Source organism: Metabacillus crassostreae (genome assembly GCF_016908395.1).
In the GTDB taxonomy this organism is placed as follows: domain Bacteria; phylum Bacillota; class Bacilli; order Bacillales; family Bacillaceae; genus Metabacillus; species Metabacillus crassostreae.
In genome coordinates this window covers 868430-892309 of sequence record NZ_JAFBDU010000001.1, presented here as the reverse complement: position 1 = coordinate 892309, position 23880 = coordinate 868430, and the positions used below count along the sequence as shown (strand labels likewise).

General features: G+C 32.9%; 24 protein-coding genes. 5 read left to right on the top strand and 19 right to left on the bottom strand.

Features of this window, described 5'->3' with window-relative positions:
* Positions 1-193: 193 nt before the first annotated feature.
* Both copZ and JOC75_RS04835 read right to left on the bottom strand, forming a co-directional pair.
* Complete coding sequence (gene copZ / locus JOC75_RS04840) at positions 194-403, bottom strand: copper chaperone CopZ (protein WP_204952953.1); 210 nt, start codon at positions 401-403, stop codon at positions 194-196.
* Between the two features lie 19 nt (positions 404-422).
* Complete coding sequence (locus JOC75_RS04835) at positions 423-650, bottom strand: hypothetical protein (protein WP_204952952.1); 228 nt, start codon at positions 648-650, stop codon at positions 423-425.
* Between the two features lie 315 nt (positions 651-965).
* On the opposite strand from JOC75_RS04835, the gene JOC75_RS04830 reads away from it, so the two are divergent.
* Positions 966-2102 (top strand): hypothetical protein, encoded by a 1137-nt coding sequence (locus JOC75_RS04830; RefSeq protein WP_204952951.1) that lies wholly within the window; start codon positions 966-968, stop codon positions 2100-2102.
* Between the two features lie 55 nt (positions 2103-2157).
* Here JOC75_RS04830 and JOC75_RS04825 read toward each other — a convergent pair whose 3' ends face one another.
* The 11 genes from JOC75_RS04825 to JOC75_RS04775 form a co-directional block, all read right to left on the bottom strand.
* Entirely contained in the window at positions 2158-2406 is a 249-nt protein-coding gene (locus JOC75_RS04825) for a hypothetical protein (RefSeq protein ID WP_204952950.1), read from the bottom strand.
* A 389-nt stretch (positions 2407-2795) separates the two neighbouring features.
* Positions 2796-4205 (bottom strand): MDR family MFS transporter, encoded by a 1410-nt coding sequence (locus JOC75_RS04820; RefSeq protein ID WP_204952949.1) that lies wholly within the window; start codon positions 4203-4205, stop codon positions 2796-2798.
* A 296-nt stretch (positions 4206-4501) separates the two neighbouring features.
* A complete protein-coding gene (locus tag JOC75_RS04815; RefSeq protein WP_204952948.1) occupies positions 4502-5947 on the bottom strand; it encodes a DEAD/DEAH box helicase in 1446 nt (481 codons plus the stop codon).
* Positions 5948-6201: 254 nt separating this feature from the next.
* Positions 6202-6363 carry a hypothetical protein gene (locus JOC75_RS04810; RefSeq protein WP_204952947.1) on the bottom strand — a complete coding sequence of 54 codons (162 nt, stop codon included), beginning with the start codon at positions 6361-6363 and terminating at the stop codon, positions 6202-6204.
* 46 nt (positions 6364-6409) lie between these two features.
* Entirely contained in the window at positions 6410-7585 is a 1176-nt protein-coding gene (locus tag JOC75_RS04805; protein ID WP_204952946.1) for a Ger(x)C family spore germination protein, read from the bottom strand.
* Positions 7578-8690 carry a GerAB/ArcD/ProY family transporter gene (locus tag JOC75_RS04800; protein WP_204952945.1) on the bottom strand — a complete coding sequence of 371 codons (1113 nt, stop codon included), beginning with the start codon at positions 8688-8690 and terminating at the stop codon, positions 7578-7580. Before JOC75_RS04800 ends, JOC75_RS04805 begins: the two co-directional genes overlap by 8 nt.
* A 3-nt stretch (positions 8691-8693) precedes the next feature.
* A complete protein-coding gene (locus tag JOC75_RS04795; protein ID WP_275580246.1) occupies positions 8694-10253 on the bottom strand; it encodes a spore germination protein in 1560 nt (519 codons plus the stop codon).
* 243 nt (positions 10254-10496) lie between these two features.
* A complete protein-coding gene (locus JOC75_RS04790) occupies positions 10497-13688 on the bottom strand; it encodes a DEAD/DEAH box helicase (protein ID WP_204953510.1) in 3192 nt (1063 codons plus the stop codon).
* Between the two features lie 374 nt (positions 13689-14062).
* The gene (locus JOC75_RS04785; protein WP_204952944.1) at positions 14063-15076 is read right to left on the bottom strand and encodes a DUF3231 family protein; all 1014 of its coding nucleotides are present in this window, start codon (positions 15074-15076) and stop codon (positions 14063-14065) included.
* Positions 15077-15158: 82 nt separating this feature from the next.
* Entirely contained in the window at positions 15159-16154 is a 996-nt protein-coding gene (locus JOC75_RS04780; protein WP_204952943.1) for an LLM class flavin-dependent oxidoreductase, read from the bottom strand.
* A gap of 26 nt (positions 16155-16180) precedes the next feature.
* Positions 16181-16459 carry a DUF3219 family protein gene (locus JOC75_RS04775; protein WP_204952942.1) on the bottom strand — a complete coding sequence of 93 codons (279 nt, stop codon included), beginning with the start codon at positions 16457-16459 and terminating at the stop codon, positions 16181-16183.
* A 161-nt stretch (positions 16460-16620) separates the two neighbouring features.
* Here JOC75_RS04775 and JOC75_RS04770 point away from each other — a divergent pair, with 161 nt between their 5' ends.
* Complete coding sequence (locus JOC75_RS04770; protein WP_204952941.1) at positions 16621-17145, top strand: CBO0543 family protein; 525 nt, start codon at positions 16621-16623, stop codon at positions 17143-17145.
* 57 nt (positions 17146-17202) lie between these two features.
* On the opposite strand, the gene JOC75_RS04765 is transcribed toward JOC75_RS04770, so the two are convergent.
* The 3 genes from JOC75_RS04765 to JOC75_RS04755 form a co-directional block, all read right to left on the bottom strand.
* Positions 17203-18516 (bottom strand): MFS transporter, encoded by a 1314-nt coding sequence (locus JOC75_RS04765; RefSeq protein ID WP_204952940.1) that lies wholly within the window; start codon positions 18514-18516, stop codon positions 17203-17205.
* 371 nt (positions 18517-18887) lie between these two features.
* A complete protein-coding gene (locus tag JOC75_RS04760) occupies positions 18888-19130 on the bottom strand; it encodes a hypothetical protein (RefSeq protein WP_204952939.1) in 243 nt (80 codons plus the stop codon).
* A 276-nt stretch (positions 19131-19406) separates the two neighbouring features.
* Positions 19407-19781: a nucleotide excision repair endonuclease gene (locus tag JOC75_RS04755; RefSeq protein ID WP_204952938.1), complete on the bottom strand. Its 375-nt coding sequence runs from the start codon at positions 19779-19781 to the stop codon at positions 19407-19409.
* A 303-nt stretch (positions 19782-20084) separates the two neighbouring features.
* Here JOC75_RS04755 and JOC75_RS04750 point away from each other — a divergent pair, with 303 nt between their 5' ends.
* A complete protein-coding gene (locus JOC75_RS04750; protein ID WP_204952937.1) occupies positions 20085-20594 on the top strand; it encodes an Hsp20 family protein in 510 nt (169 codons plus the stop codon).
* A 13-nt stretch (positions 20595-20607) separates the two neighbouring features.
* A complete protein-coding gene (locus tag JOC75_RS04745; protein WP_204952936.1) occupies positions 20608-20922 on the top strand; it encodes a spore germination protein in 315 nt (104 codons plus the stop codon).
* Between the two features lie 50 nt (positions 20923-20972).
* Here JOC75_RS04745 and JOC75_RS04740 read toward each other — a convergent pair whose 3' ends face one another.
* Positions 20973-21239, bottom strand: a complete 267-nt coding sequence (locus JOC75_RS04740; RefSeq protein WP_204952935.1) for a spore germination protein — start codon at positions 21237-21239, stop codon at positions 20973-20975.
* Positions 21240-21254: 15 nt separating this feature from the next.
* Complete coding sequence (locus JOC75_RS04735) at positions 21255-21626, bottom strand: Hsp20/alpha crystallin family protein (RefSeq protein ID WP_204952934.1); 372 nt, start codon at positions 21624-21626, stop codon at positions 21255-21257.
* A 186-nt stretch (positions 21627-21812) separates the two neighbouring features.
* On the opposite strand from JOC75_RS04735, the gene JOC75_RS04730 reads away from it, so the two are divergent.
* Positions 21813-22856, top strand: coding sequence for a hypothetical protein (locus JOC75_RS04730; RefSeq protein WP_204952933.1), 1044 nt, complete (start codon positions 21813-21815; stop codon positions 22854-22856).
* A gap of 62 nt (positions 22857-22918) precedes the next feature.
* Here the strand turns inward: JOC75_RS04730 and JOC75_RS04725 are convergent, their stop codons facing one another.
* Positions 22919-23758, bottom strand: coding sequence for a cytochrome c oxidase assembly protein (locus JOC75_RS04725; RefSeq protein WP_204952932.1), 840 nt, complete (start codon positions 23756-23758; stop codon positions 22919-22921).
* Positions 23759-23880 lie beyond the last annotated feature (122 nt).

Below are 23880 nucleotides of genomic sequence, written 5' to 3'. Positions count from 1 at the left end.
TGCCCTCCTGTTTCATCCTGTTTTTCTAATTATTTCAAATTTCATAAAATATAACAATACTATCTCAATAAGTTTAGTTTTCATACATTATGTAGGTTAATGATACAGTAAACTATAGGAACACGTACGATCTGAATAAAAAAACCAAGAATTCAAAAGAATTCTTGGTTTTGTAATAATTTATAAAAATAATTTAACTTTCAATCTCATATCCTTGTTCCTCAATTGCTTCTTTGAGTTTATCTAGTGAAATAGTGTCTGCATTGTATTCAATTACAACATCTTCTTCCTCTAAATCAACCAATAATCTGTCAACGCCATTTAATGTTCCAACGTTTTCTTCAATGGTCTTAACACAATGATCACACGACATTCCTTTTACTTTTAGAGATACCTTTTCCATATCATCATCTCCCTTCACTTTATATGTTCTTCTTTACCTCTTCTCTGAGATATTCAATCATACTTTCTGATAAATTTGCAGGCAGTGATGTTTCTTCTTCAAAAAGCCATGTGTTAATTACTTCTAGATCCGATTTCTTAAAAGTAATGCTATAATCCTTGTGGTTATGAGTAAAGTCAGTAGTAACAGATTCTTCTCCATTAAAGCCATCATCGATAGTCATGTGTGTTATTTCTAAATTGTCCATTCCTATAGTCTCCTTTTGTATTACTACCCTTTAGAATGGACGATTAAAAGATCTTTATTCAAATTTAAAGATGAAATGTCTATTTATACATTTTTTATAGTTCTTCCATACATATAAAAAATAAACCAAATGCAGCAATAGTTTAACTTGTTTTTAACATAACTCAAAATAAAGCACCACATCTCCATTTTAACTACTTGTTTACTGGTGGATTCTTTACGGTGTAAATATCACCTTATTTCAATTATTATTAAACCTTACGAGCCCACAATCATATAGTGAATTAGGAAATTAACATAAAGGGGGAACTATATCTTGCATACAAATTCTGATACTAATGAAAAAAACTCCTCCGCTCAAAATGGTGTAATGAATAAGTACTTACAAGGAAATCAATATGTTTATCATTATAATCGTCAATTAGATCAATTAAACACACAAAATCAGCTACTTGAGCATTTGATACAAGCTAATGAATGTATGGATAAAACTGTTCAGAAAATTTGTCGGAATTTTATTTATTTAGAGAACAAATTAGCAAAAATCTCGTGTGAGCAAAAGAAAGATCAAGAAAATATTGTCAAAGAGCTTGAGGAATTAGATACACGGCTCGCCAGTAAATTGGCTGAACAAGAAAAGACTCATTTCGATATCCATCGTGTAGTTAAAGATTTATCCATTATTTCTCAAAATCATATTAATGAAATGAACCAATATAATTCTTCTATTTTAGATCTATCAAATCAATTTCATTCCTTTGATATTAAACGTCAACAAATTGAAAATAAGCATCACGAATATGATAAGAAAATCGAATCAGTTTTTGTTGCATTAGATGAACTTAAAGAATCTCAGGAAAATCTTGCCCACTTAAATAATCAAAAGATAGATCATATTGTGGAAGAAATCAAAGACGAAGTAATGGAAAAGTTTGATAACCATGAAAGTAAACATCAACATTTAGAAACCAAACATCGTGATTATGAAGATATCATTGAAGAAGTGCTTATTGCGATATCTAATTTGGAGGTAATTCAACAAAATCAGCAAATGTTAAATAATCAGAAGTTTGACGATATAGGCGATAATCTTAAAGATGAAGCAACAAAACGCGATAATGCTATCCATTCTATTCTACAACAACTTCAATATTTGAAAGACTTTGAAACGAGTATTAATAGTTATATGAATGAAACAAGCAATCATATTGAAAAAATTGAAATTCAACTTATGAAAATGGATGAGAAAAGTCATCCTCTATGTAGTATTTTAGAAAAACTACCAGCAAATTATCCTGTTAATACTATTTATATAAATGGAGATTTCATTTCGGTTAGTCACTTCATTTCAGTAGATTGTAAAGAGAATCTTGCCATATTTAGTATAGATAATATGTTAATAAATATTGACTGCAGTAAAATTGATGGAATTCGTTTTATATCTCATTTGTAATCTGTTAGAAAAAAGAGTACATAGTTTAGAAGCTATATACTCTTTTAATAGAACATTATACTTCTTTTTCGTCTTCCAATTCCCCTAATACTGGCTCAGTTGGAACAAAGCAAATCCCATTAATATCTTCAACATCAAAGGCGCAAACTTCACCGCTATGTCCAACAAAATAAGCTAATCCATAACAAACATTAGAAAAACTATTAACTGTTACTTTCTTTCCTATTAGATAAATATCTGCTACAGGTGTACCAGGATGAAGCTTACTTAAAATGTGCATAACACCTCTTGTTTCTTCACTCATACTTAACTTGCCACTCCTTGTATATCTTTTTTCCTTTAAGTAAGGATACTATAATATATATATAAGTAGTTAAATAGATTGGACGTATTGGAAAAAGAAAAAATGGATTAAGCCTTATTATTTGTAAATTTATTATAAAGGTATTGGGTTTTGGTGTACGAACAAATGTTTGTTTCCTCTCTTTGACAGATGATCAATTGACGGCATAGTTGAACGATTATCCTGCAAAGTTGAATGATTAACTTTAAAATTTGAACGATTAATAGGAAAAGTTGAAAGATGCCACAAATAACAGAAAAAAGAGTCAATCCTATATTGCAGATTGACTCTTTTGGTTAGTTACTATATTTCATTTCAGACTCATTTTCTGTTGCTTTTTCTGTGTTTTCTTAATTTGATTCCTGCTTTTTATCACTAACTTGATTGCTTTTAATAAAAAATGCAAAAATCAATCCAATTAATGAAAGCACTGCGACAACAATAAAGGCAATGTTGGCTCCAAAAATGTCAGGGTGCAAAACATTGGCTTTTTGTTCAGCAAGTGTTTCTGTAGTTGTCATAACAGTTACAAGTATCGCTGTACCAACTGAAGCTGCGATCATTCTCATCGTGTTATCCATTGCAGCTCCATGTGGAATAAGTCGCTTTGGAAGCTGGTTTAAAGCTGCAGTTTGAACCGGCATTAAGACCATAGCTAAACCAAACATTCTTACACCATACATAACAGTAATGTATGTGAAGGTTGTTTCTGTATCTAGACTTGAGAAGGCAAACGTTGATATGGTTAAAATCGTTAAACCAGAAATAACTAACCAGCGAGCCCCTATTTTATCAAATACACGACCTATAATCGGTGATAGTATTCCAGTGACTAGGGCACCAGGCAATAAAGCTAGACCTGCTTCAAATGCTGTAAAATCACGCATATCCTGCATAAACAATGGAATAATCGTTTCAACGCCAATTAATCCCATAAAAGTAATCATCCCGATTATAACAGCAAAAGGAAAAATCGAGTATTTGAACACTCTAAATTCAAGCATTGGATGCTCTAAACGTAGCTGTCTTGTTATAAACAAAATCAGTGATATGACACCAACACTAACAGTTACTAAGGTAATGGGATTCAACCAACCGTTATTTCCTGCAGATGTAAATCCATAAAGCAGACCACCAAAGCCTAAGGTTGAAAAAATAATTGATAAGAAATCTAATTTAGGCTTTGTAATTTCTGTTACGTTTTTTAAGGCAAATATGGCAATTAGTATATCTATAATAGCAATTGGTAATATGATTAAAAATAAGACTCTCCATGAATAATGTGAAGTGACCCAGCCTGACAGAGCAGGACCAATTGCCGGTGCAAAGGAGATAACAAGTCCGATAAGCCCCATTGCAGCTCCACGTTTATTTATCGGGAAAATCATTAAAAATACAGTCGTCATAAGAGGAAGCATAACACCAGCTCCACTAGATTGAATCACCCTACCCAATAATAAAACCTCAAAATTTGGAGCAATCGCAGCAACTAAAGTTCCAAAAGCAAAAATACTCATTGCGGTGATAAAAAGCTGCCTTGTTGTAAATTTCTCTAATAAAAATGCGCTAATTGGAATCATAATTCCATTCACACACATAAACACAGTTGTTAACCACTGTGCACTATTTGCAGTAACACCCATTTCTTTCATAATTGGCGGAATAGCCGTTATCATTAATGTTTGATTTAATATGGCAATAAATGAGCCTGCAAGAAGCAGTACGACAATGGTCGTTTTATTATAGCTTGATGATACCATCCTAGATCCCTTCCCTATCTCTACATTTTTTATAGACAAATTATTATAAACAATTAATGAAGGATATGAAAGTAATTAGCTTTCCGAAATAAATAGTTATCTCTTATATGCAAATCCTAAAATTGAAACGCAGCTTAAAATTTAATATTTTAAAATAAGTATTTTGAAGTCATAAGTCGGTATTTTTACCATAATGGTGATTTTAAACTATATTAATATAATATTTTTTTGATTTATAACTAAAAAAGCACCACTCTATAAAGAATAGTGCTTCACCATTTCAGATAAAAGAAACATTATTTAATTGCAATGCTTACCTTCAATTTCTTACCTTTTACCGTTGTATGTTCCATTGCTTGTAGAACAACTGATCCTTTTCCATTTAGAATATCAACGTATGTTAACTGATCTTGAATGGTAATGATTCCGATGTCCTCTGATGTTACACCTGGGATATTTGAAATTGTACCAACGAAATCAACCGCTCTAAGCTTTTTCTTTTTTCCACCGCTAAAATGTAGTTTTGTAATATCTTTATTAATTCTAGCTGTTTTGTTATTTTTAACAATTCTGCGTCCGCTTATTTTTTCATCAAAAGCTACTTTACCTTTTGTTACTTCATCATTTGTAGGAGCCTCAAACGTTGGAATTTCAAAGTTGATGTATCTTTCGATAGCTCGAATGAATTTTTCTTCATACGGTGTGGCAAATGTAATGGCTTTCCCTTTATTTCCTGCACGACCTGTTCGACCTGTTCTGTGAACATAGCTTTCCTTCTCCATTGGAACATCATAGTTAATAACAAGTGTTACATTATCAATGTCAATACCTCTTGCAGCAACATCAGTTGCAACGAGATAGCGAAAGTTACCAATTTTGAAGCCGTCCATTACCGCGAATCGATCTTCCTGCTCTAAACCACCATGAAGTTTCTCTACTGAATAGTTGGCATTGTCGAGTTGAGAATAAACTGTATCAACGTTTTCTTTTGTTCGACAAAATATAATACAGCTATCAGGGTTTTCGACAACTGTTAAATCTTTAAGTAGTGAAATTTTTGCCTGTTCCTTCACTTCAATTAATTTATGTTCAATTGTACTTGTTGTTTTCTCTTTAGCTGCAATTTCAATATGTGCTGGATTTTTCATATACTTATGACATAGATTTTCGACATCATTAGGTAAAGTTGCAGAAAACACCATTGTTACTCGATCAGTTGGTAGCTCTTTAATAATGGCTTCAACTTCATCAATAAAACCCATATTAAGCATTTCATCTGCTTCATCAATCACAAGAAAATCAATTTTTTCTAGTGATAAAGTTCCTCTTTCGATATGATCCATCACACGACCAGGTGTACCAACAACAACATGAGTTTTTTGTTTCAATTCCTCTTTTTGTTTACTAAATGGTTCCTTACCATATACAGCCATTGCTTTAATTCGTTTAAAACGTCCGATATTTGTTATATCTTCACGAACCTGTGCTGCTAGCTCTCGTGTTGGTGTTAAAATTAGTGCTTGTGGATTTTTTTCTTCCCACTGAATCATTTCACAAAGTGGAATTCCAAAGGAAGCTGTCTTTCCGCTTCCAGTTTGTGATTTAACAACAAGATCTTGTTTATTAAATGCTTTTGGTAAAACTTCACGTTGAACTTCTGTAGGAGTTTCGTATTTCAACACCTTTAAAGATCTTTTAATTTCATCACTTAATTGGAATTCTTCAAAATTATGTTCAATCATATATAAACCTCTTTTATTTGGATTATTCGAATTTATAATAAGATTTTTCTTTTAAAAAGTTCGTTTTTTTATATATTTTGTTGCTAGCTGTGAGTTATCCTTCTGTACAAATTGCTTTTAAGTAAAGTTAATTCAATTAGCAACAATTTATCAGAAAAAAGTCTTTAAAAAGATCATATAAAAAATCTGAATATGTTTATTATACGTTAATTTTTAAATAAAAAGCGGGTATTTTATAATATTGCTTTATAAACTTATTCATCTTGTTCTTGTGAGCTTTCTTTTTTCCAGCTTGGATTTCCTTTTTCATATAAAATATGGCTTATACTAAACATGAAGAAAGGAATAAAAAATGCCAATAAGCTATATAGGACTTGCCTCCAAGATGGAATAAGGACTTCAAGGAAATCTCTCATCTGCTTATTCTCCTTATCTTACTTCTGTAAAATCTATACCTTTAGACTATTCTTCTAAAGTTGAACGGATAATTGTTCCACTTCTATCTACAACAGCGTTCACATTCACTTCAATTTCACTTTGTCGAAAATAGTTTTCGCCTATATCCCAATCATTTTTCATTTGTTCCCATTCGTTAGGGTATTTGGTTTTGAATTTTTTGCTAAATTCAAAGATATCTGTTTTAAGCTCATCACGAACTCTACTTATTGCAAGATCTGTAAATTCATAAATTTTTTCTTTTACTGCTTTTTCAGTTTGATGAATTTCTTCTTCATCCAGAAGATCGAATGATTTATAAGATTCTGGGATTGTTCCTGTTGTTTGAATATCAACTTTAAATTTTATCTTGCCTTTTTCATAAATAGGTTCGATATTTGTTTTCACCTTATCCATTTCATAAACAACAATTTCGTCTTTCACCTTTGCTTCTAGTAATCCACCTTTTAATTGACCTGTAATAAAGTTAACCCCTTCGGTTGCATCTTCTTCAATGAAACCAACAAGTTTATCAGTGTATCCATTAAAAACAGCTTGACCGGCAATTTTCACTTCTTCAGAATTTAATTTTACAATCATTTGAATCATATAACTTTCATAACCAAGTAAATTTTCATGAATTTTCCCTATTCTTGTAGGTGGCACCATACGTGCATTCTTGTAGTTATTTTTTGAGATAGATTTAATATACATAGCAGGTAGCTTTTCATTTTTCGGAGATATTCCAAGAATATCTCCAGCTTTTTCAGGTGTAACCATAACCTGTGTTCCTCTTCTCATTTCTGGATATCTAAGAAAATAATCGAGTACATCAGGAAAATGAGTGGATTTTGCTATTTCTTCTGAAATAACAATTAACTTAATATGTTCATAAAAAGGTGAACGGTTAGTTCTGGCAGCCACTCTTCTTACGGTTTCAAATATTGTATTTCCTGATGACACGATGTTTTGAAAAGCATCACCAGAACCTCCTTCACCACCACTTCCTCCTTGACTTGATCCAGTTGGTATTACAAATTGTTGTGATAAAGAGAGTGCTCCCTCATCGTCGTCTGAACTTTCTTCATTTAAATCAATACCTACACCGATAACAAAACCACGTTCTTCTAACTCAATTGAATCCCAGCATCCAGACGTAATCATTAAGCAGAAAACTAATATAATCAATTTCCAGTTACGCATAATGCTTTGCTCCTTTAATCTTTTTTATCCACATTATGGTCAAAAGGATGATTGGAAAAATCACACCGTAAAAGAATCCAATTATTGCAATTGTTTTACCTATTTTTTGTATTTGAAATGCTGTATCTGGTGACATTGCAAGTAAGTAAGTAATAGGTGAAAGCAAAAGAATCAAAGCTTTTCTTTGTATATTAAACATGGTTTGGAATAAATGAATAGTAATATCTAATGCCATGGAAGCTGTATTAAATACAGTCATAATCCATACTGTGAAAAAAATCGACTCAAATCTCTCTACAAATCCTCCTGGAGCTTCAATTTCTTTTGCTATTTCAATGGTTGGATAAATGATTTCAGCTGTTGCTAAATTACCAAATACACCGATTGTCACTGTATAAATGATCAAGTAAAGAATAATAGGTATCCCTATTCCAATAACGGTCATTTTTGGTGCCGCTTTTGGTGATTTCATCAAGGAAATATATACGAGAACAACAACATATCCAATAAAAGAAAATACAGTTTCTTGCGCAGCCTGATAATAACCATTAAATGAGCTAGTAAATGTTGGCCTCAGATTGCTTAATTCAAATAAGGGAATATTAAAAAATTGTACGAGTACGGTAACAGCTAATACGATTGGTAAAAACATCAAATTAAGTCGAAGTAAAGCGATCCTTGATCCTGATACACCATAAATAACAACCAATAAAAACATGAGTGAAATTGCTTCAATTGGTGTTTGATCGAACATATAAAGCTTTGAAATATTTGTGATCACTCTTGTTTCTAAAGCACAGGTTAACAAAAAGGTAATTGCCAATAGTAATGTTAAAACATATGCAACTGGTTTGGTAAGAAGTGCTGATGTATATTCAAGAAATGTCTTCTTAGGATAAGATGAAACAATTTTTGCTAATAGCCATCCGAAAAACAGAAAAAATAATCCGCTAACTAATATTGATACCCATCCATCAAACATATTGGTATGTGTTGCAACTAAACGAGGTAGAGTTAACACGCCTACCCCAATCATCATTGAGGAAATAATATATGTTAGTTCTTTACCGCCGATTTCTTGATCAGCGTAATCGAATGTTTTCATAAATTATTCCCCCATCCGTTTGTCATCTTGGGTTTGCATATATTTTGGTCTTTTTGTGAAGAAGGTTAACGGTGCCCTAAAAACCAAGTCTTTCCAATCACTATATATGGATGGTGCAAAAGGTGTTGTATAAGGTACTCCCATTGATTTTAAATTTGCCATATGAATATTAATCATAATATAAGCTAGAATGATTCCGTAAAACCCAAAAACACTTGCCACAATCAAGAAAATAAACCGAAGCATTCTTATGGTAATGGCAAATGAATAAAATGGGATAGCAAATGTTGAAATAGCTGTTACTGCCACAACAATAACCATAATCGGACTCACGATCCCAGCACTTACTGCTGCTTCTCCAATTACCAATCCACCAACTATCCCAACTGTTTGCCCAATTGGTTTAGGTAAACGTATCCCTGCCTCTCGCAAAATTTCCATAGTAATCTCCATAAACACCGCTTCAATAAATGATGGAAACGGTACACCCTCCCTTGTTGAGGATATCGAAAAAGCAAGATTAGAGGGAATCATACCTGGATGAAAGGATACAAGAGCAACATATAAACTAGGTAAGAATAACGCAATAAAAGCACATAAGTATCTTAATGCTCTAATTAAAGAGCCAATATACCAACGTTCATAATAATCTTCAGGAGATTGCAAAGTTTCGGCAAATGTTAAAGGTGCTAAAAGAACGAAAGGTGTTCCATCTAAGAAAAGTGCGATCTTTCCTTGCATTAACGCAGCAGAAACTTTGTCAGGTCTTTCCGTATTTTGAAGTTGAGGAAATGGTGATAAAAAATCATCCTCTATCCATTGTTCAACATACCCTGTTTCAGGAACATCGTCTAAATCAATGGTCTTTACTCTTCTTCTAACCTCTTTAACAATTTCTGGGTGAGTAATTCCGTCAATATAAGATAAAACCAAACTCTTTTTAGATCTTCTTCCTACTCTATACTGTTCAAACCGCAAATTAGGATCTCGAATTCTTCTTCTTAAATGGACAAGGTTTGTTCCAATATTTTCAGTAAATCCATCTCTTGGTCCTCGTACCAAAGATTCAGTAACAGGCTCCTCTACACTCCTACTTGTCCATCCCTTTGTCCCTATTATTAAAAGCTGCTTTTCCCCATCAATCATAAGAGCGGTATCTCCTGAAAGAATCGATATGCTCAAATCATCTAACGTATTAACGACAGCTACCTCAGAAATTGATAGAATATCATTTTTAAGTTTTTTAAGTAATTCCTCAGTATTTATGGTAGCGGACTCTAACTGATCCATCTCTGATTGAATATTTTTTATAACGAATTCATTCACACTATTTTTATCAATCAATCCATCAAAATAAAAAAGTGCAATTTTGGTATTTCCAATCATCAATCGTCTTATGACTAAATCACTTGGGGAATGCATCATATTTTGAATGTTCTTAATGTTTCCCTCTAAATCTAAAACCAAATGTGCTGAAAAATCTTCTTTTTGTTCCTCATGATTTGTTCGCTTTTTCTGTTCATGATGATGAAAATGAGCATTTCTCCGCAAAAAACCAAACAAACTGAACACCTCTTAATAAATAATGGAAGTAAAGTTCCTTCTATTCATTTTTTACCAAGGGTATGTGGAATATACGTGATGATTTAAGGAGAAAATATAAGGATTGTCACCATATCCATTCTGATGATTTTAGTCGAATCGAGGATAAATTACAAAAATCGAGGACAAATCTAGAAAATCGAAGATAATACTTTCTCTACACACCACACCAAATACCGCACCAATGAGCTTTGGTGCGGTATTTTATATTGATAATAACTCTTCGAGATCCTCTTTTGATAGCATACTTCTCCGTTTTTCCTCTGGATTGATGATTTCATCGACTAATAGCTTCTTTTTATCTTGAAGTTCATTGATTTTTTCTTCAATTGTTCCTTGCGCAATAAGTTTGATCACCTGAACATCATTTTTTTGTCCTATCCGGTGAGCACGATCTGCAGCTTGTTCCTCGACAGCTGGATTCCACCACGTATCATATAATATGACCGTATCTGCACTCATTAAGTTAAGACCTGTACCGCCTGCTTTTAACGAAATAAGGAAAAAATCCCTTTCACCTTTGTTGTATCGATTACATAACTCTAGTCTTTCATTTGAAGGTGTTTGTCCATCAAGATAAAAATAGGACAAGCTTTCGGATGTAAGCTCTTTCCCGATTAACTGAAGCATTTTTGTGAACTGTGAGAAAATTAATACTCTTCTTCCTGAATGCTTTGCTTCATTTACTATTGTCATAAGCTGATCAAATTTTGCTGAACGACCTTGATATCCGTCAATAAATAGCTGTGGATGGCAACATATTTGCCTTAGTCGTGTCAAGCCAGCTAAAATTTTTATGCGATTTTTGTGAATGGTATCTTTGTCTAAATGCTTTAATGTATCATGACGCAGTTTTGCTAAATAAGCTGCATATATCTTTTTTTGTTCAGGAAGAAGTTCAGATAATTCGAGTAGCTCCCTTTTTTCAGGAAACTCTGTTAATACATCCTCCTTCATTCTTCTTAGCAAAAATGGTTGGATTCTTCTGGAAACTGCTTTTTTCGATAATTTACTAAAATCCTTAAGACCGAGAAAAAGTTGTGGAAATATGACATGATAGATGGACCATATCTCTTCACGAGAATTTTCTATTGGTGTTCCAGTGAGGGCAAAACGATGTTCAGCCTTAAGTCTTTTTACCGCTCTTGCCGTTTGAGTTATTGGATTTTTAAAGGCTTGTGCTTCATCAAAAATGACTGTGTGAAATGTTTGTTGCTCAAACCAATTTATATCTTTTCGGATTAAAGGATAGGAGGTAATAAAAACATCAATATTACGCAATTCATTTTGAAGCTTTTCTCTCTCTTGCTTTGTTCCGTCAACAACAATAGCCTCAATTTCAGGAGCAAATTTCATCATTTCACTAAGCCAATTATATGTTAAAGAAGATGGACAAATAATTAAAACAGGTTGTTTCTGCTTCCGAAGCTCAGGTAACTCAGACAAGATAAAGCTAATACTTTGAATTGTTTTCCCAAGACCCATATCATCTGCTAAAATACCACCAAACCCGTAAAATGCTAGAGTTTTCATCCATTGAAATCCTACTATTTGATAATCTTTTAAAATGGGTGCAATACTATCTGGAATCTCAAATTGAAGACTGCCAGGGTTTCGAAGCTGCTTTAGAAATTCTTGAAAAGAAGACTCGAGCATAAAAGCTGAACTGCCTTCAACAGTGTCCAAAAGCTGAAGACTTTGCTCGATTGGAAGACTTAATCCGTTTAATAAATCTTTCTTTTCAATTTGTGGTGATTGTAAAAATCGTTGAATTTCCTCGATCTCACTTGTTTCAAGAGATAGTAGTGAGCCATTTCGTAAGCGGTAATACTTTCGCTTTTCTTCAATGGAGATTAAAATGTCTTTTATTTCGTCAGTTGGAATACCATCAATGTCAAATTTGTATTCAAGCCAATTCGTACGCTCTTTATGAACCTTTACCTTTATCATAGGCTGTGTATTACCCCTAAAGATTCTGTTCCGAATGGCTGTAGTCGCATAAATTTGAACAAGCTTCTGTAGCTTAGGTAAAACATGTGTCAAAAACTCATATTCTAAATCTTCGTTGTGGAGAAAATAGCCACCGTCTGTTTTCGCAAAAGGTATTTCCTCCATTAAATCTAAAATCTTCGCTTCTTTTCCAACATCTCTTACTAAGTACATACCAGCAGGAGATTCTGTATTTTCTAAAGGAGAAATCATGATTTGATCATAATGAAATTCAAGTCCGGCAAGAAGACGATTTTTTACACGATCCAAATAGAGCTTCGCCTTTAATGGTGTTCTTACAAGGAGCTGAGTTACTTCTTCAGATATTGTCACGTCACCTAGCTTTTTTAAGCCTGGTATCACTTTTTCTAAAAAGAAACCAAGCTGTTCCTGGAGAATTGGAATACTAGTACTATTTGATTTTAGGAGCATGTTATTTAGATCATTAAGACGTTTACTATCCTTTTGATCAAGCAGATAGAGAACTCCCTTATACAAAACTGAGTGATAGGAATTTAATAAAATCAGTTGTTGAATACCTTTAACATTTAGTTGAAAATGATTGTTTATAGATTGTTGGAAATTAAATTGTATAGGCAGCTTTGTTTTAGTAACATTCAAACCATGAAAAACTACGTTGTGGTATTTTAGCTTAACAAATGGTGCCTTTACTAATAAACTTATGACATCTTCCCATGATGTAGGAGGAATCTCTAGAAATTGTTTGTTTTTTTGTTGTTGAGTTCCCGAATAAATTGTTTCGTTTTGTTTGATTCCAATGAGTAGCTGGATCACATCATTTGTTTCTTTATCAAAACAATGTAGATTTTGATTATATGTGAACGATTCTGAAAGACAGAAGTTTGATCCTGTTTGTACACTACTTAGGAATTGTCGAATATTCTTAATTGTTATTCCATCTATTTCAATTTCAATTGCAAGTAATATATTATTTTCAGTAAAAGAAATCGGTTTACATATAAACTCAATATCAATAACCTTTCTAGTTTCAAAGTGTCGTTGATGTCCACTAGATGGTTTAGACTGTTGCTGAAATAATGTGAGTAAGTCATCATTGATTTCATTACCTGATGAATTTAGAGATGTAGAAACTTGCGGAGTATTTTGTTGATGATTCATCAAAGCTAATAAAACAGCAGCAATATGCTGACAGTCCTTTGTAAAAGAAGCTAATTTAGGACAACTGCAATTTGTATGAATTTCATTCTGTAATCCTTTTTTTACTAGCACATGAAAATCCTCTGCACCGCTAACTGTTGCTTGACATTGATCTGTGGTTAGATTTTTAAAATGGACTTTATTTGCTCGATAAAAAGAATCTCCTCTTTTGAAGGAAACTTCACCACACATCTCTTTTATTTTTTTGTGATTGATTTTCATGTTCAACATGTGTTCCACTCCTCCACAGAAAAGATAAATTTGATCTAAACAATTTATACATTGTAACATATCTCGATAGAATCAGCTCCTTTTTTCATTTGTGAAGGAATAGATGATTTCATATTGTAGAATACTAAATAATGGCGTTAAGCAAATGCCAATTTCAATGTGGAGGGATAAATTTGAATATTCTTTTTAGTTTATTTCCGACTTACATGTTAACGGGGTATCGTATAGCACGTTTAATAAGTAGAATTATCTATCGTTTAAGCGTCCTATTAAAAGTGCCTTCGTTCGCATAAGCTGTTTAGATTATTCACTATCCATGATCGCATTGATACATGAAAAAGGTGAGCAGCTTCTGCTCACCTTTTTTCGAATTATGAATTTTGCTTTGCTATATTAGCTCGATCATCTGCGCCAGGTGGCTGTTCCATCCATTTATTTTTAATTAAAATATTAATTCCGTCTTCTGCATATATCCCGATCTCACCCATTAGCCGTAAATACTGAGCAATAATGTCTCTCCGTTGTGATACCGATAATCCCGATCCGTAATACCCAACACTCACTGCTATTAGTGAAGCTACGTGAAATAACATGAGCTTATTTGAAAAAGGCGATACCGTTGAATTGGATACTTCTGACGTCCAATTTCTCGGAGAGGGCAAATCACTTTCCGTTAAGATCGAGGTAAAAATTCTCATGTGTTTTTTACAAATTTTAGCTCCTCTAAGAAAATATTCACGAAGTTCCTTAGATTGTGTAACTTGAGCAAACGCAATCTCTAGATCTACCTTAACGATCGTCTTTTGCATATTATAATAAATATGCCCCATTTCGATCCCGTTTAGAGGTCTTCTTTTTCCAAACCATCCTGTTAAATAGCTTTGATTATCGATAACCTCTTGATCATGTGGAGCATTTATAAACGGAGGACGGCTAAAAATTCCCTTATCTAACATGACGTCTACTAATTTATCGTATAATTCCATGGCCTCTTTGCCACATTCAGTAAAATACTTTCTTTGATCTTTCCTAACAGCTGAACCAACAGATAAAGAATATCCGTTCATTCCATGTAAAGTCATAACATAAAGATATTGCATCCAAAAGGTTTCTGAAAATAATGGCGGTGCATTTAGATTTACATCTTCCATTGTAAAGCCATTTGGAAGTGGATATTTCTCTTCTTTTAGTGCATCAGTTATTTTCCGTATATGAGACTTTGATAATGAGAGAGCATATTCAATTACTGCATATATATCCTTATCCTTACATGACTCTAAAGCATATGTAAGAACGCAAATAGCCATGCTGTCATTCAAATACTGTGTCCATAGTGCAGAGAGTTCTGGACCAGTTAAGCGTACATTGTGCTTCATATCTTCCATAATAGACCTCCAACTATGTGCTCTTAACACCCTTTGTCTTAGTATAGTTTTTCAAATGCTCCTTAAATTATACTGTAAAAGGTTAGTTGGAATTTTCTGCTATTAAAGAATAAGATGTTATACGATCTTCTGGGTAATGAGTGATGGTATTTATCATGATTTCATCTGCTTTGTAGATTTGTTGAATCTTTGTAAGTTCTGGAATGACAACTGAGGGATCACCTATGATCATTTTCCTCTTTAATTTTTCTAGTTGCCCCTCCTCTTCGTTTGTTAATTGATATTTTTTTGCCTCTTCTATAGATGGAACTCCTTCATTACCTTCTCCCTTAGCTCGTTGTATAGACCAAATGAGTGAGCTTAATGCGATATCTTCCGCTTTTTGGGTTGTATCAGCACAAACTGCTGAAACAGTTATAATCACTTGTGGTTGCTCTGCAAGATGTTCATGGTAATAAGAATCTAGATAAGCTTGTATGATTTCTTTACCATCATTTTCACTCATAAAGTACCCGTATGCATAAGGTAGTCCATTTTCAGCTGCCAGCTTTGCACTTTTACTACTTGTTCCTAGTAACCATGGTTTAGGTGGAATCTCCGGTAATGGTGATGCGGTGATCTTGCTATACTCATGATCGGCAGGAAATGACTGTGTTATAAACTGAAGTACCTCTTTAATATGCTCAGGCATTTTCCATACTTGTTCGAGATAGCGTTCATGTAAAGCATTTGTAGCTTCTGCAGATCCTCCAGGAGCTCGACCAATTCCTATATCTATTCGATTAGGAAACAATGTTGCCAGCATATTATAGGTTTCTGCAACTTTATAAGGTTTATAAAAAGGTAATAATACGGCTCCAGAGCCAACTCTAATTTGAGAGGTATTTGCGCAAATATAAGGAATCATTATCTCTGGAGCTGAACAAGCGAGTCCAGGTAAATCATGATGCTCCGCAATCCAGTAGCGCACATAACCAAGTTTTTCGGCAGCTTGAGCTAATCTAACTGAATTGTTTAATGCATCTTTAGCGGATTGATTACTGGATATAGGTGCTTGATCGAGAATACTTAACTTCATACTTTGAACACCTTCTTTCATCTTCCTTATCGTTCTGTAAACGTAACTTTAAAAACACCAACTTGTTCTTTTTTATATAAATTAGTGATTGATGTAGCGTATTGCGTAATTTTTGCTTCAAATAAGAGATTTTTTTGCGGTACTTTAATACTGAAGTTATCTTTGTAAAGCATTGTTGTCATATCGTGATACTGATCACTTGATACATTAAATTTGACCGAGACATGTAGCTTTCCAGCTTTTTCATCTTGTTTAAAATCCGTTACAGGAAGAATAGTATCGTCTATATTTATTTCATTTACCATTTTCATGCTCCTTTTGTTAAGATTCTATCTACATCATAAAACATCTTTCTTAACAATTAAAATTTGACGAACTCCAATGTGCGTTTTGGTGTAATTATTTTGGTTGTTTCGCACATAATAAAGATGATTTATAATCTTAGGACACAATGAGGCAGTATATCATGCATACATTAACACACTTAGCTTGTATCTTTTTTGTTTATAAATATGCAAATTTACAGAAATGGAGACTTTATCATTCAACTCTTCTGTATATTTGTGCAGTAAATCTTTTATATAATTTCTTATGTGCTAACTATGACTTATGGAAATATAAACCGGACATCTATTCTAATCACACAATAACAGAAGTAGGAAATAGTGTTATATTACTCCCAGCCATTGCGTTTATCTTTTTATCACATTATCCAGAAAAACAAGGAAATAAGAAGGTATTGTTGTATTTTTTGAAATGGATTGTGTGGTCACTATTAATTGAATCGGTATATGTGTATTTTGGTAAAATTACATTTCATCATGGATATGAATTTTGGATGGAGCCTTTTTTTTATTTCATTATGTATACTTTCATTCGCTTACATTATAAACGTCCTTTATTAACATATATTCTTTCTGTATTTGTTGTAATTATTTTGTTATTGATTTTTAAAATCCCTGTCAACACGCCGATTGATAATAGGCATTAAGCTAATAAAATAGGGTCAGACCCCATTAAGGAGTCTGACCTATTTTCGATCTTAATTTTATTTTTTTCTAAAAAAGATCTCTGATTCCCAGCTATTAATCGGATGTGTTCGGTGTTGAGAAGGTTCACTTGTTAACTTTGGAGCACTTTTAGGCTTGTTCGTTTTTTGGGCTGATCTTTGTAAGGAATCTCTTAGGGGCTGCCATTTTTTTAGAAGTAAAATGATAATGAATAGAACCGAGCCTAGAGAACCATAAATAAGTACTGGTAGAAACGCTGATTCTTGTGCTAAACCAAGAATTCTTCCACCAGCTGATTTCCCCCCTGCCTCACCTAATCCATAAACAACATTTGATAAGGCGAAGAAAAGTCCTATTAATTCAGCTTTAGATAATTGAGAAATTGTGCTATCAATTGTTGGAAGAATCAACATTTCTCCAATAACAAATATAGCTCCACTAAAAATTAAATGTAGAAAAGATTGAGTGAAAAATAAAGAAACAATACCAGCCGTTATAAATAAGATGCCAATACTTAGTGCTGAAAGTGGCTCAATTTTGCGAATGATTTTTTTCGTGATGACGCTTTGTAAGGTGATCACAATTAAACTGTTAAATGTCCAGATCAAGGCAACATTTTTAGGCTCTGGCAAAATGAAAGTTGCTCTTATTGGTAAAGCAATTGAGAGCTGAGCATACAATGACCATATAAAAATACTGACTGCACTAAATACAATAAAAGGTTTATTCCGAAAAGCCTCTCGATAAGCACCAGCTGGAAGACCTGGACAAGGAGCATTTCCACACCCCTTAGGTAGGAATATCCAGCTTTGGATTGCTAAAATGACGTAAATCCCTCCAGCTATCCAAAAAATCATTTTCGATGTTCCTGTTAATAGAAAAAACACAACCAAACCTGCTGAGCCAGTACCGATATTCGCAGCAATTCCTCTTATAGAAAATGCGGTTGTTTGATTTTCGCTAGAAGCTAAAGCGGCAATTGCAGCTTTCGTGGACGGTGCATTTAAGCCTGTTCCTAATCCCATTGTAATAGCTGTTAAGCAGAGAAAGATAAATTCAGTAAAATAGCTAAACCCGACAATTCCAAAGGCAGTTATCAGTGCACCTAACCCAATAATAAATCCTCTTCCCACTCGATCTGCTAATATGCCTCCAACAATACTACCTAGCTGAAAAGCTATAGCGATGCTTGCTAAAATAATCCCGATTTGTCCTACCGTTAAGCCTGCATCCGTTTTTAAAATAATCGGCAGCATTGGTGTCACAATGTAAGTACCTAAATGAGAAAGTAAAACACCAAACAAAAGGATTTGCAGAGGACGTTCAAGCTTTATAAGTTCTTTTAATCCCAAAAAATATCACCTTCTCATTTTTATTGAACTATATAATGTTCACTTTATATAGTTAACGTATCCAAATGAAAAAAGGATATTCAGTTTTTTCATCTACAAAGACTCACTATCAAACATATGAAAATCTTTATTGTAGAAGCTTGGACTTACTTAAAGAAATCTCCATAAAGTATTTATAAGAACTAGTTTAGAGCGTGTGTCTGCAGTGCAATGAAACCGAACTTATTTTTCCACTTTAACTGATTTATGCAAGAGCAAAAAACTATGATGATAGTAAATAAAGACCCGAATGATTAGGCGAATTCTTAATTGAACGATCACCAAATTATTCGGGTTTATCATTAGAAAAACTATCTTATCATACTCATTTCTTAATACGGAAAATATGGATAGCCATATCCCCCATAAGGATAAAAATAGGGATTTACTAATGTACTTCCGACTAGTCCTCCTAAAACTCCACTAAAAAATGGTGCACCAAAAAATGGGCGATATACACCATAAGGTCGAGCAACCCCAAAAGGTCTAATACCAAATCCTATTGGACGATAAAAACCCAATGGTCTACCGATTATTCTCATATCATGAATAGGCTCTGTTACATGTGAATGCATAAAAATTCCTCCTCTCTTTAATCACTATAAAGATATGCTTATGTTTGGAGAAATTCTTGGGTAAGTGCCTAATATTAAATCTTTTATTTGGATATTTGTGTAAGTTTATTAAAGGGAGAATAGTTAGAATTGATCAGATTGTGGGTAAATCCAATTCGACGTAATGAGTTGAAAAAGAAGATAAAGTTAAATTTAGAACCACAGAATTCGTGTTTCTTGACGGAAAAAAGTGCTAAGATGAATAAAACTCACCTTAGCACTTTTATGTAATCTTGTTTATTTATAAAACACTTTGTCCACATTGTATTTTGCTTGTAATTTATTAATGAGGTATGTTTCATAAATTTCTCTTTCCATTGGATCCTCTATAAAGCAAACATCAATTCTATTCACTTCATTACGGTGGTCCTTCAGAGGAGATACTGTGTCTTCAAGATGTTTCTTAACTCTTTGTCTAAGTTTTCTTGCTTTACCTACTAAAAGAAGCTCGTCCTTTTTGTTGTAAAAAAGGATGATGCCGCCTTTATCTCTAGGAATTTCATGTAGATCAATAAATCCTTCGATAGACTTTATCTCTGGAGCATTATCGTCTTGTGGTTGTTTTCTTTCACTAATGGAAACATCTACTTTTGGTAATTCAATTTTAATCATTTATTTTCACATCCTTCTTCCTATCAAGTAAATGTATCAATGATAAAAACAATAGTCAATGGTATCCTGTTTGTTTATCAGTTTCTTTCGTAAAGTTTTTTGTTTTGTTCAAATTAAGAGGTATCATTTTATCGTTTGTGAAAAAAGTACATGATACATATTTCTACTATATGTTTTCATTAATTTGATTTGGTTATACACCATATTGACCACTTAGTGAGATAAAACATCATTTCTTTTGAACAATTAGGCACTGTGTAGAATAGTCTAGAGTAGCATGTTAAGGAAAGGATTGAATTTTCTATGAATCCAATGGAATTTTTTCATAAAAAAAACGGCTTCCCATTTCAGGATGCATTATCACAACCCCACGTAAATCCTGAAAGCCTTCAAGGAATAAAAGATATGGTAAAACAATATCAAACCATATTGAATGATGATTTCTGGGGAGAAGTTAATGGATTAAGAAAACATAAAACTAAAAATGAACCAGTGCTGCCTATCGAGATATGGGAAAACGATGAAAATATATACCTATTAGTTGTCAGTCCTGGTTTACCAGATTTACAGCATGCACAAATTTTCTTTGAAAATGATTACGAATGTAAATTAAAAATTAAAACGAACTCTTTAATGCCAAAAAATGATGTTACTTTACTATCAACTGAGCTTCCTCAACAATTTTATGAAAGAGAAATTTCTATTGGTAAAGCTGTTGATACGTCAGATTATTCATCAAGCTATGAAGATGGCCTTCTAACATATAAATTCCAAAAAGCAAAAAACACAATAGACATTCCAATAGACTTTTAAAGGAGAGAATACTATGCCGAAGATTGAAATTAATATCGGGAATTTTAAAGTGTATAGTATTGCAAGTACTTCTTCATTAGTCGTTGGAAAAGGTAGTTATGAGCAATTATCAAGTCAATCGAAAACAACAAATGGAGTTGGAAGTGCTTATGGAGATGGCTCCTATATCAATATGAGTCCACAGAATTCTTCTGTGAATGATCCAGACATTATAGATACATCGAAAAATACGGTACAGCAATCACAGCCTTCATACTGGTATTATCCTTGGTTTTATTATCCTATTTCTTATCCTCAACAATCCTTTTATCCGATTTTTAGAATATAAATCTGTGATTCATAAAAAAAGACACCCAAGATTGTCTTGAGGTGTACTTTTTAATCTTCTAAACCGAGTGACGATTGTGCAATAGGCATTAACATATCAACACCGTCTGGGTCGAATACATTAGAAGCAACAGGCTGGAAATTGTTGAAATCAAAATCACCAAATGTTTGACCTTCTATTAGGTTGTTTTTTACTTGACTTTCTAATGATTGAAAAAGAGATTCTCCAACGGCAAATGCAGCATTTGTTTCCATTTGATTAATTTTAACTCCGCCAAAAAACACTATTCCTAATGGTTCATTATCTCCAAAAACCATATAAACACATCCTTCTTATTTTTTAATATAAATTTCTAAAATGCCATTATTATAGTTAAACTTGATACTCTGCTTGTCAACTCTGCTGTTTAATTTTATTTTTCTGTAAAAAGGTCCTTGATAGATTTCCTGCTGAATAATATTTTTTGTATGTTCTGGTATGTTAGTGATTACTTTCCCCTTAATTTCCAGCATTCCTTTTTCATCAATAACAATATTTAAATTTTCCTTTTTTACACCTGGAAGACTAAGCCGAATATAATAGTGGTCATCTGTCTCATAAAGGTCAGCCCGGGGAGTTCTAACATCTTTTTGTTTGTTGTTTCGCTGATTTCCTTGAGGTTTTCTTTGTATTTCATTTCGAACTTGTTTTTTATCGTAATACATACTAGTACCTCCAATGGAATAAGTATTATATAGAGTATTCGTATTTGATGAAAAATGTGAAAAATTCTTATTTTAGCTTTCTTGAAGGAAGCACAAGCTTACATATTAATGGTGATCTATTTTCTTCACTAATAGGTCACTTAGCACAATATTTTAGAGAAGAGCCTTAGTTAAGGAGTGTTATTGATGCATTCCAATCAATCTTATAATGAACATGAGCATTTAAAATATCTGCAACAAGAAGTTGAATTTTTAAAGAAACAGATACAAAATCTAAACAGTAATTCTGATTTCTCCACTATTTATGAGTATTATATAAATGGAATACAAATTGAAAAGGTTAAAGGATCACTTCAATTAGGGCAATTAATCAGTGAAGAGATTCAGGATAGTGAAGGTGTTCACAGATTTTATATTGGAGAAATAAAGATCACTGAGATAGAAGATTCTGGTACGGTTGGTTTAGGTGTTACCGAGAAAATGTCAAAGATGGACAAAAGTGTTGCTGCTGATGAAGCTGTTGAAGAAATTGCTGAGATTTATCAAAAGATAACTCAGCTTTTAGCGATAAATGAACTGCCGAGCTTTTTTGAGAAATTAAGCAGTAAAAAGGCTGTTTTAGCTGCCGTATCAAAAAGTATGGATGAAACATGGATTAAGAGTGAAATATTTCTACTCTTTTATGAAAAAATATTAAAATTATTAAATGATACTATTCATTCTAAATTCAAGCAATCAGATCAAAATTTTGATTCAAGGTTATACGTGGCTCTTGCAGATAGTATTGAAGAAAAGGTTAAAACGTTAGTTGTCATTTCAGCTTTATTACAAGCAACATTACCTGGCTATTTTAATAAGTACGAGTTTATTAAGATTACAGATCTACCAATATCAAAATCTAATGTTAAGACAATCCACCAAATTCTTTCGACAATAAAAAAGAATTTTCAATTAGAAGAGCTTCCTGAAGCTTTTGATGAATTAGCAGAAGAACCTAAATTGTTTCGATCCTATTTTCATTTTATACTAGCTCCTTTAGTTGTTAACAAGGACTTTACAGCTTTTTTTTCCAGCATGAAGGAATATTTGGAGGAAATTGAGCCAGTGAAGAAGCTAGCGATGAATGACTTGAACTCAGAGGAACAGGCATTTCTGTTTAGCAAATTAATTGAATTTCTAGATGTTTATCAAAAGCATATTGTGCTTGAATATTCATTGTTATTGGTGTAATAAAATAGGGAATTTATTTAATTTCTTGCTCACCTATTCCTTTTAACAAAAGAAAATTCAGGTTAGCTTTTTTTACCTTTTAAAATATTAAATGAATAGATGAGGAACAATGTGAAAAATTGGCTTCCTGCTAAAATTGCTCCCCCGATTTTCTGTTCTTGTAAAGGTGGAAATGGATTCAGATTGGCATAAAACTTTTCTGGAATATCCTCAATTGTTTCTCCTACAGGAAGACATACCTCTAGGGCTGTTTGCAATAATTCTAGATCAATGTAAATTCCATATAATTGATTTCTTGTGATAAGTAGAAAACTTGAGAAGCCCAGTAAAATCATTATGTTTAATGTTACATAAAACCATTTATTACTATGTGAAAATGACTTAGTAATATCACTAATTGAAAAAAGAGAAGAATATAATAAGAGTGCAGTGATAAATAATCCTAATAAATAGAAATAATTAAGCGTGTTACTCATTCTTATATCATCAAACACACTTGGAATATGGTAAATCAAAAGTAACCCGTGAAATAGAATAATAAAAATAATAGGATACTTTATAATAATAGAGTTCCAAATTTGTATAAATGGTTGTATTTGTTTAGGCGATGGTATCCCTCTCTTCGTCCCTAACACAAGCATTGGTGCCACTATGAAAAATAAAATCACCATTTGTATCATATGAGCACGGAAAATCATCCTTGCTAATATATTTAAAGGTCCCCCTAATGTAAAAGCTAATAAAATTAAAGCAACAACAAACACTACAGACTTCCACCTGGGATGGTTTTTCGGAGTAGGAATAATAAATAAATAACAAACTATTGTTAACAAAACAAAATAAAACACTCCCCCATTCCATTGTGCCGAAAAACTAAAATTGCTCAATAAACCACCAATCATCGCAATCATCCTTTCAGGTGCCTGTCACCACCCGATTTTTCTTGTTTCACACGAAGTTTCACAAATTTTAATTAGTATCTACTTTTAAGGATAAAACAAGTTCAGGAAAGCTGGATGTGATG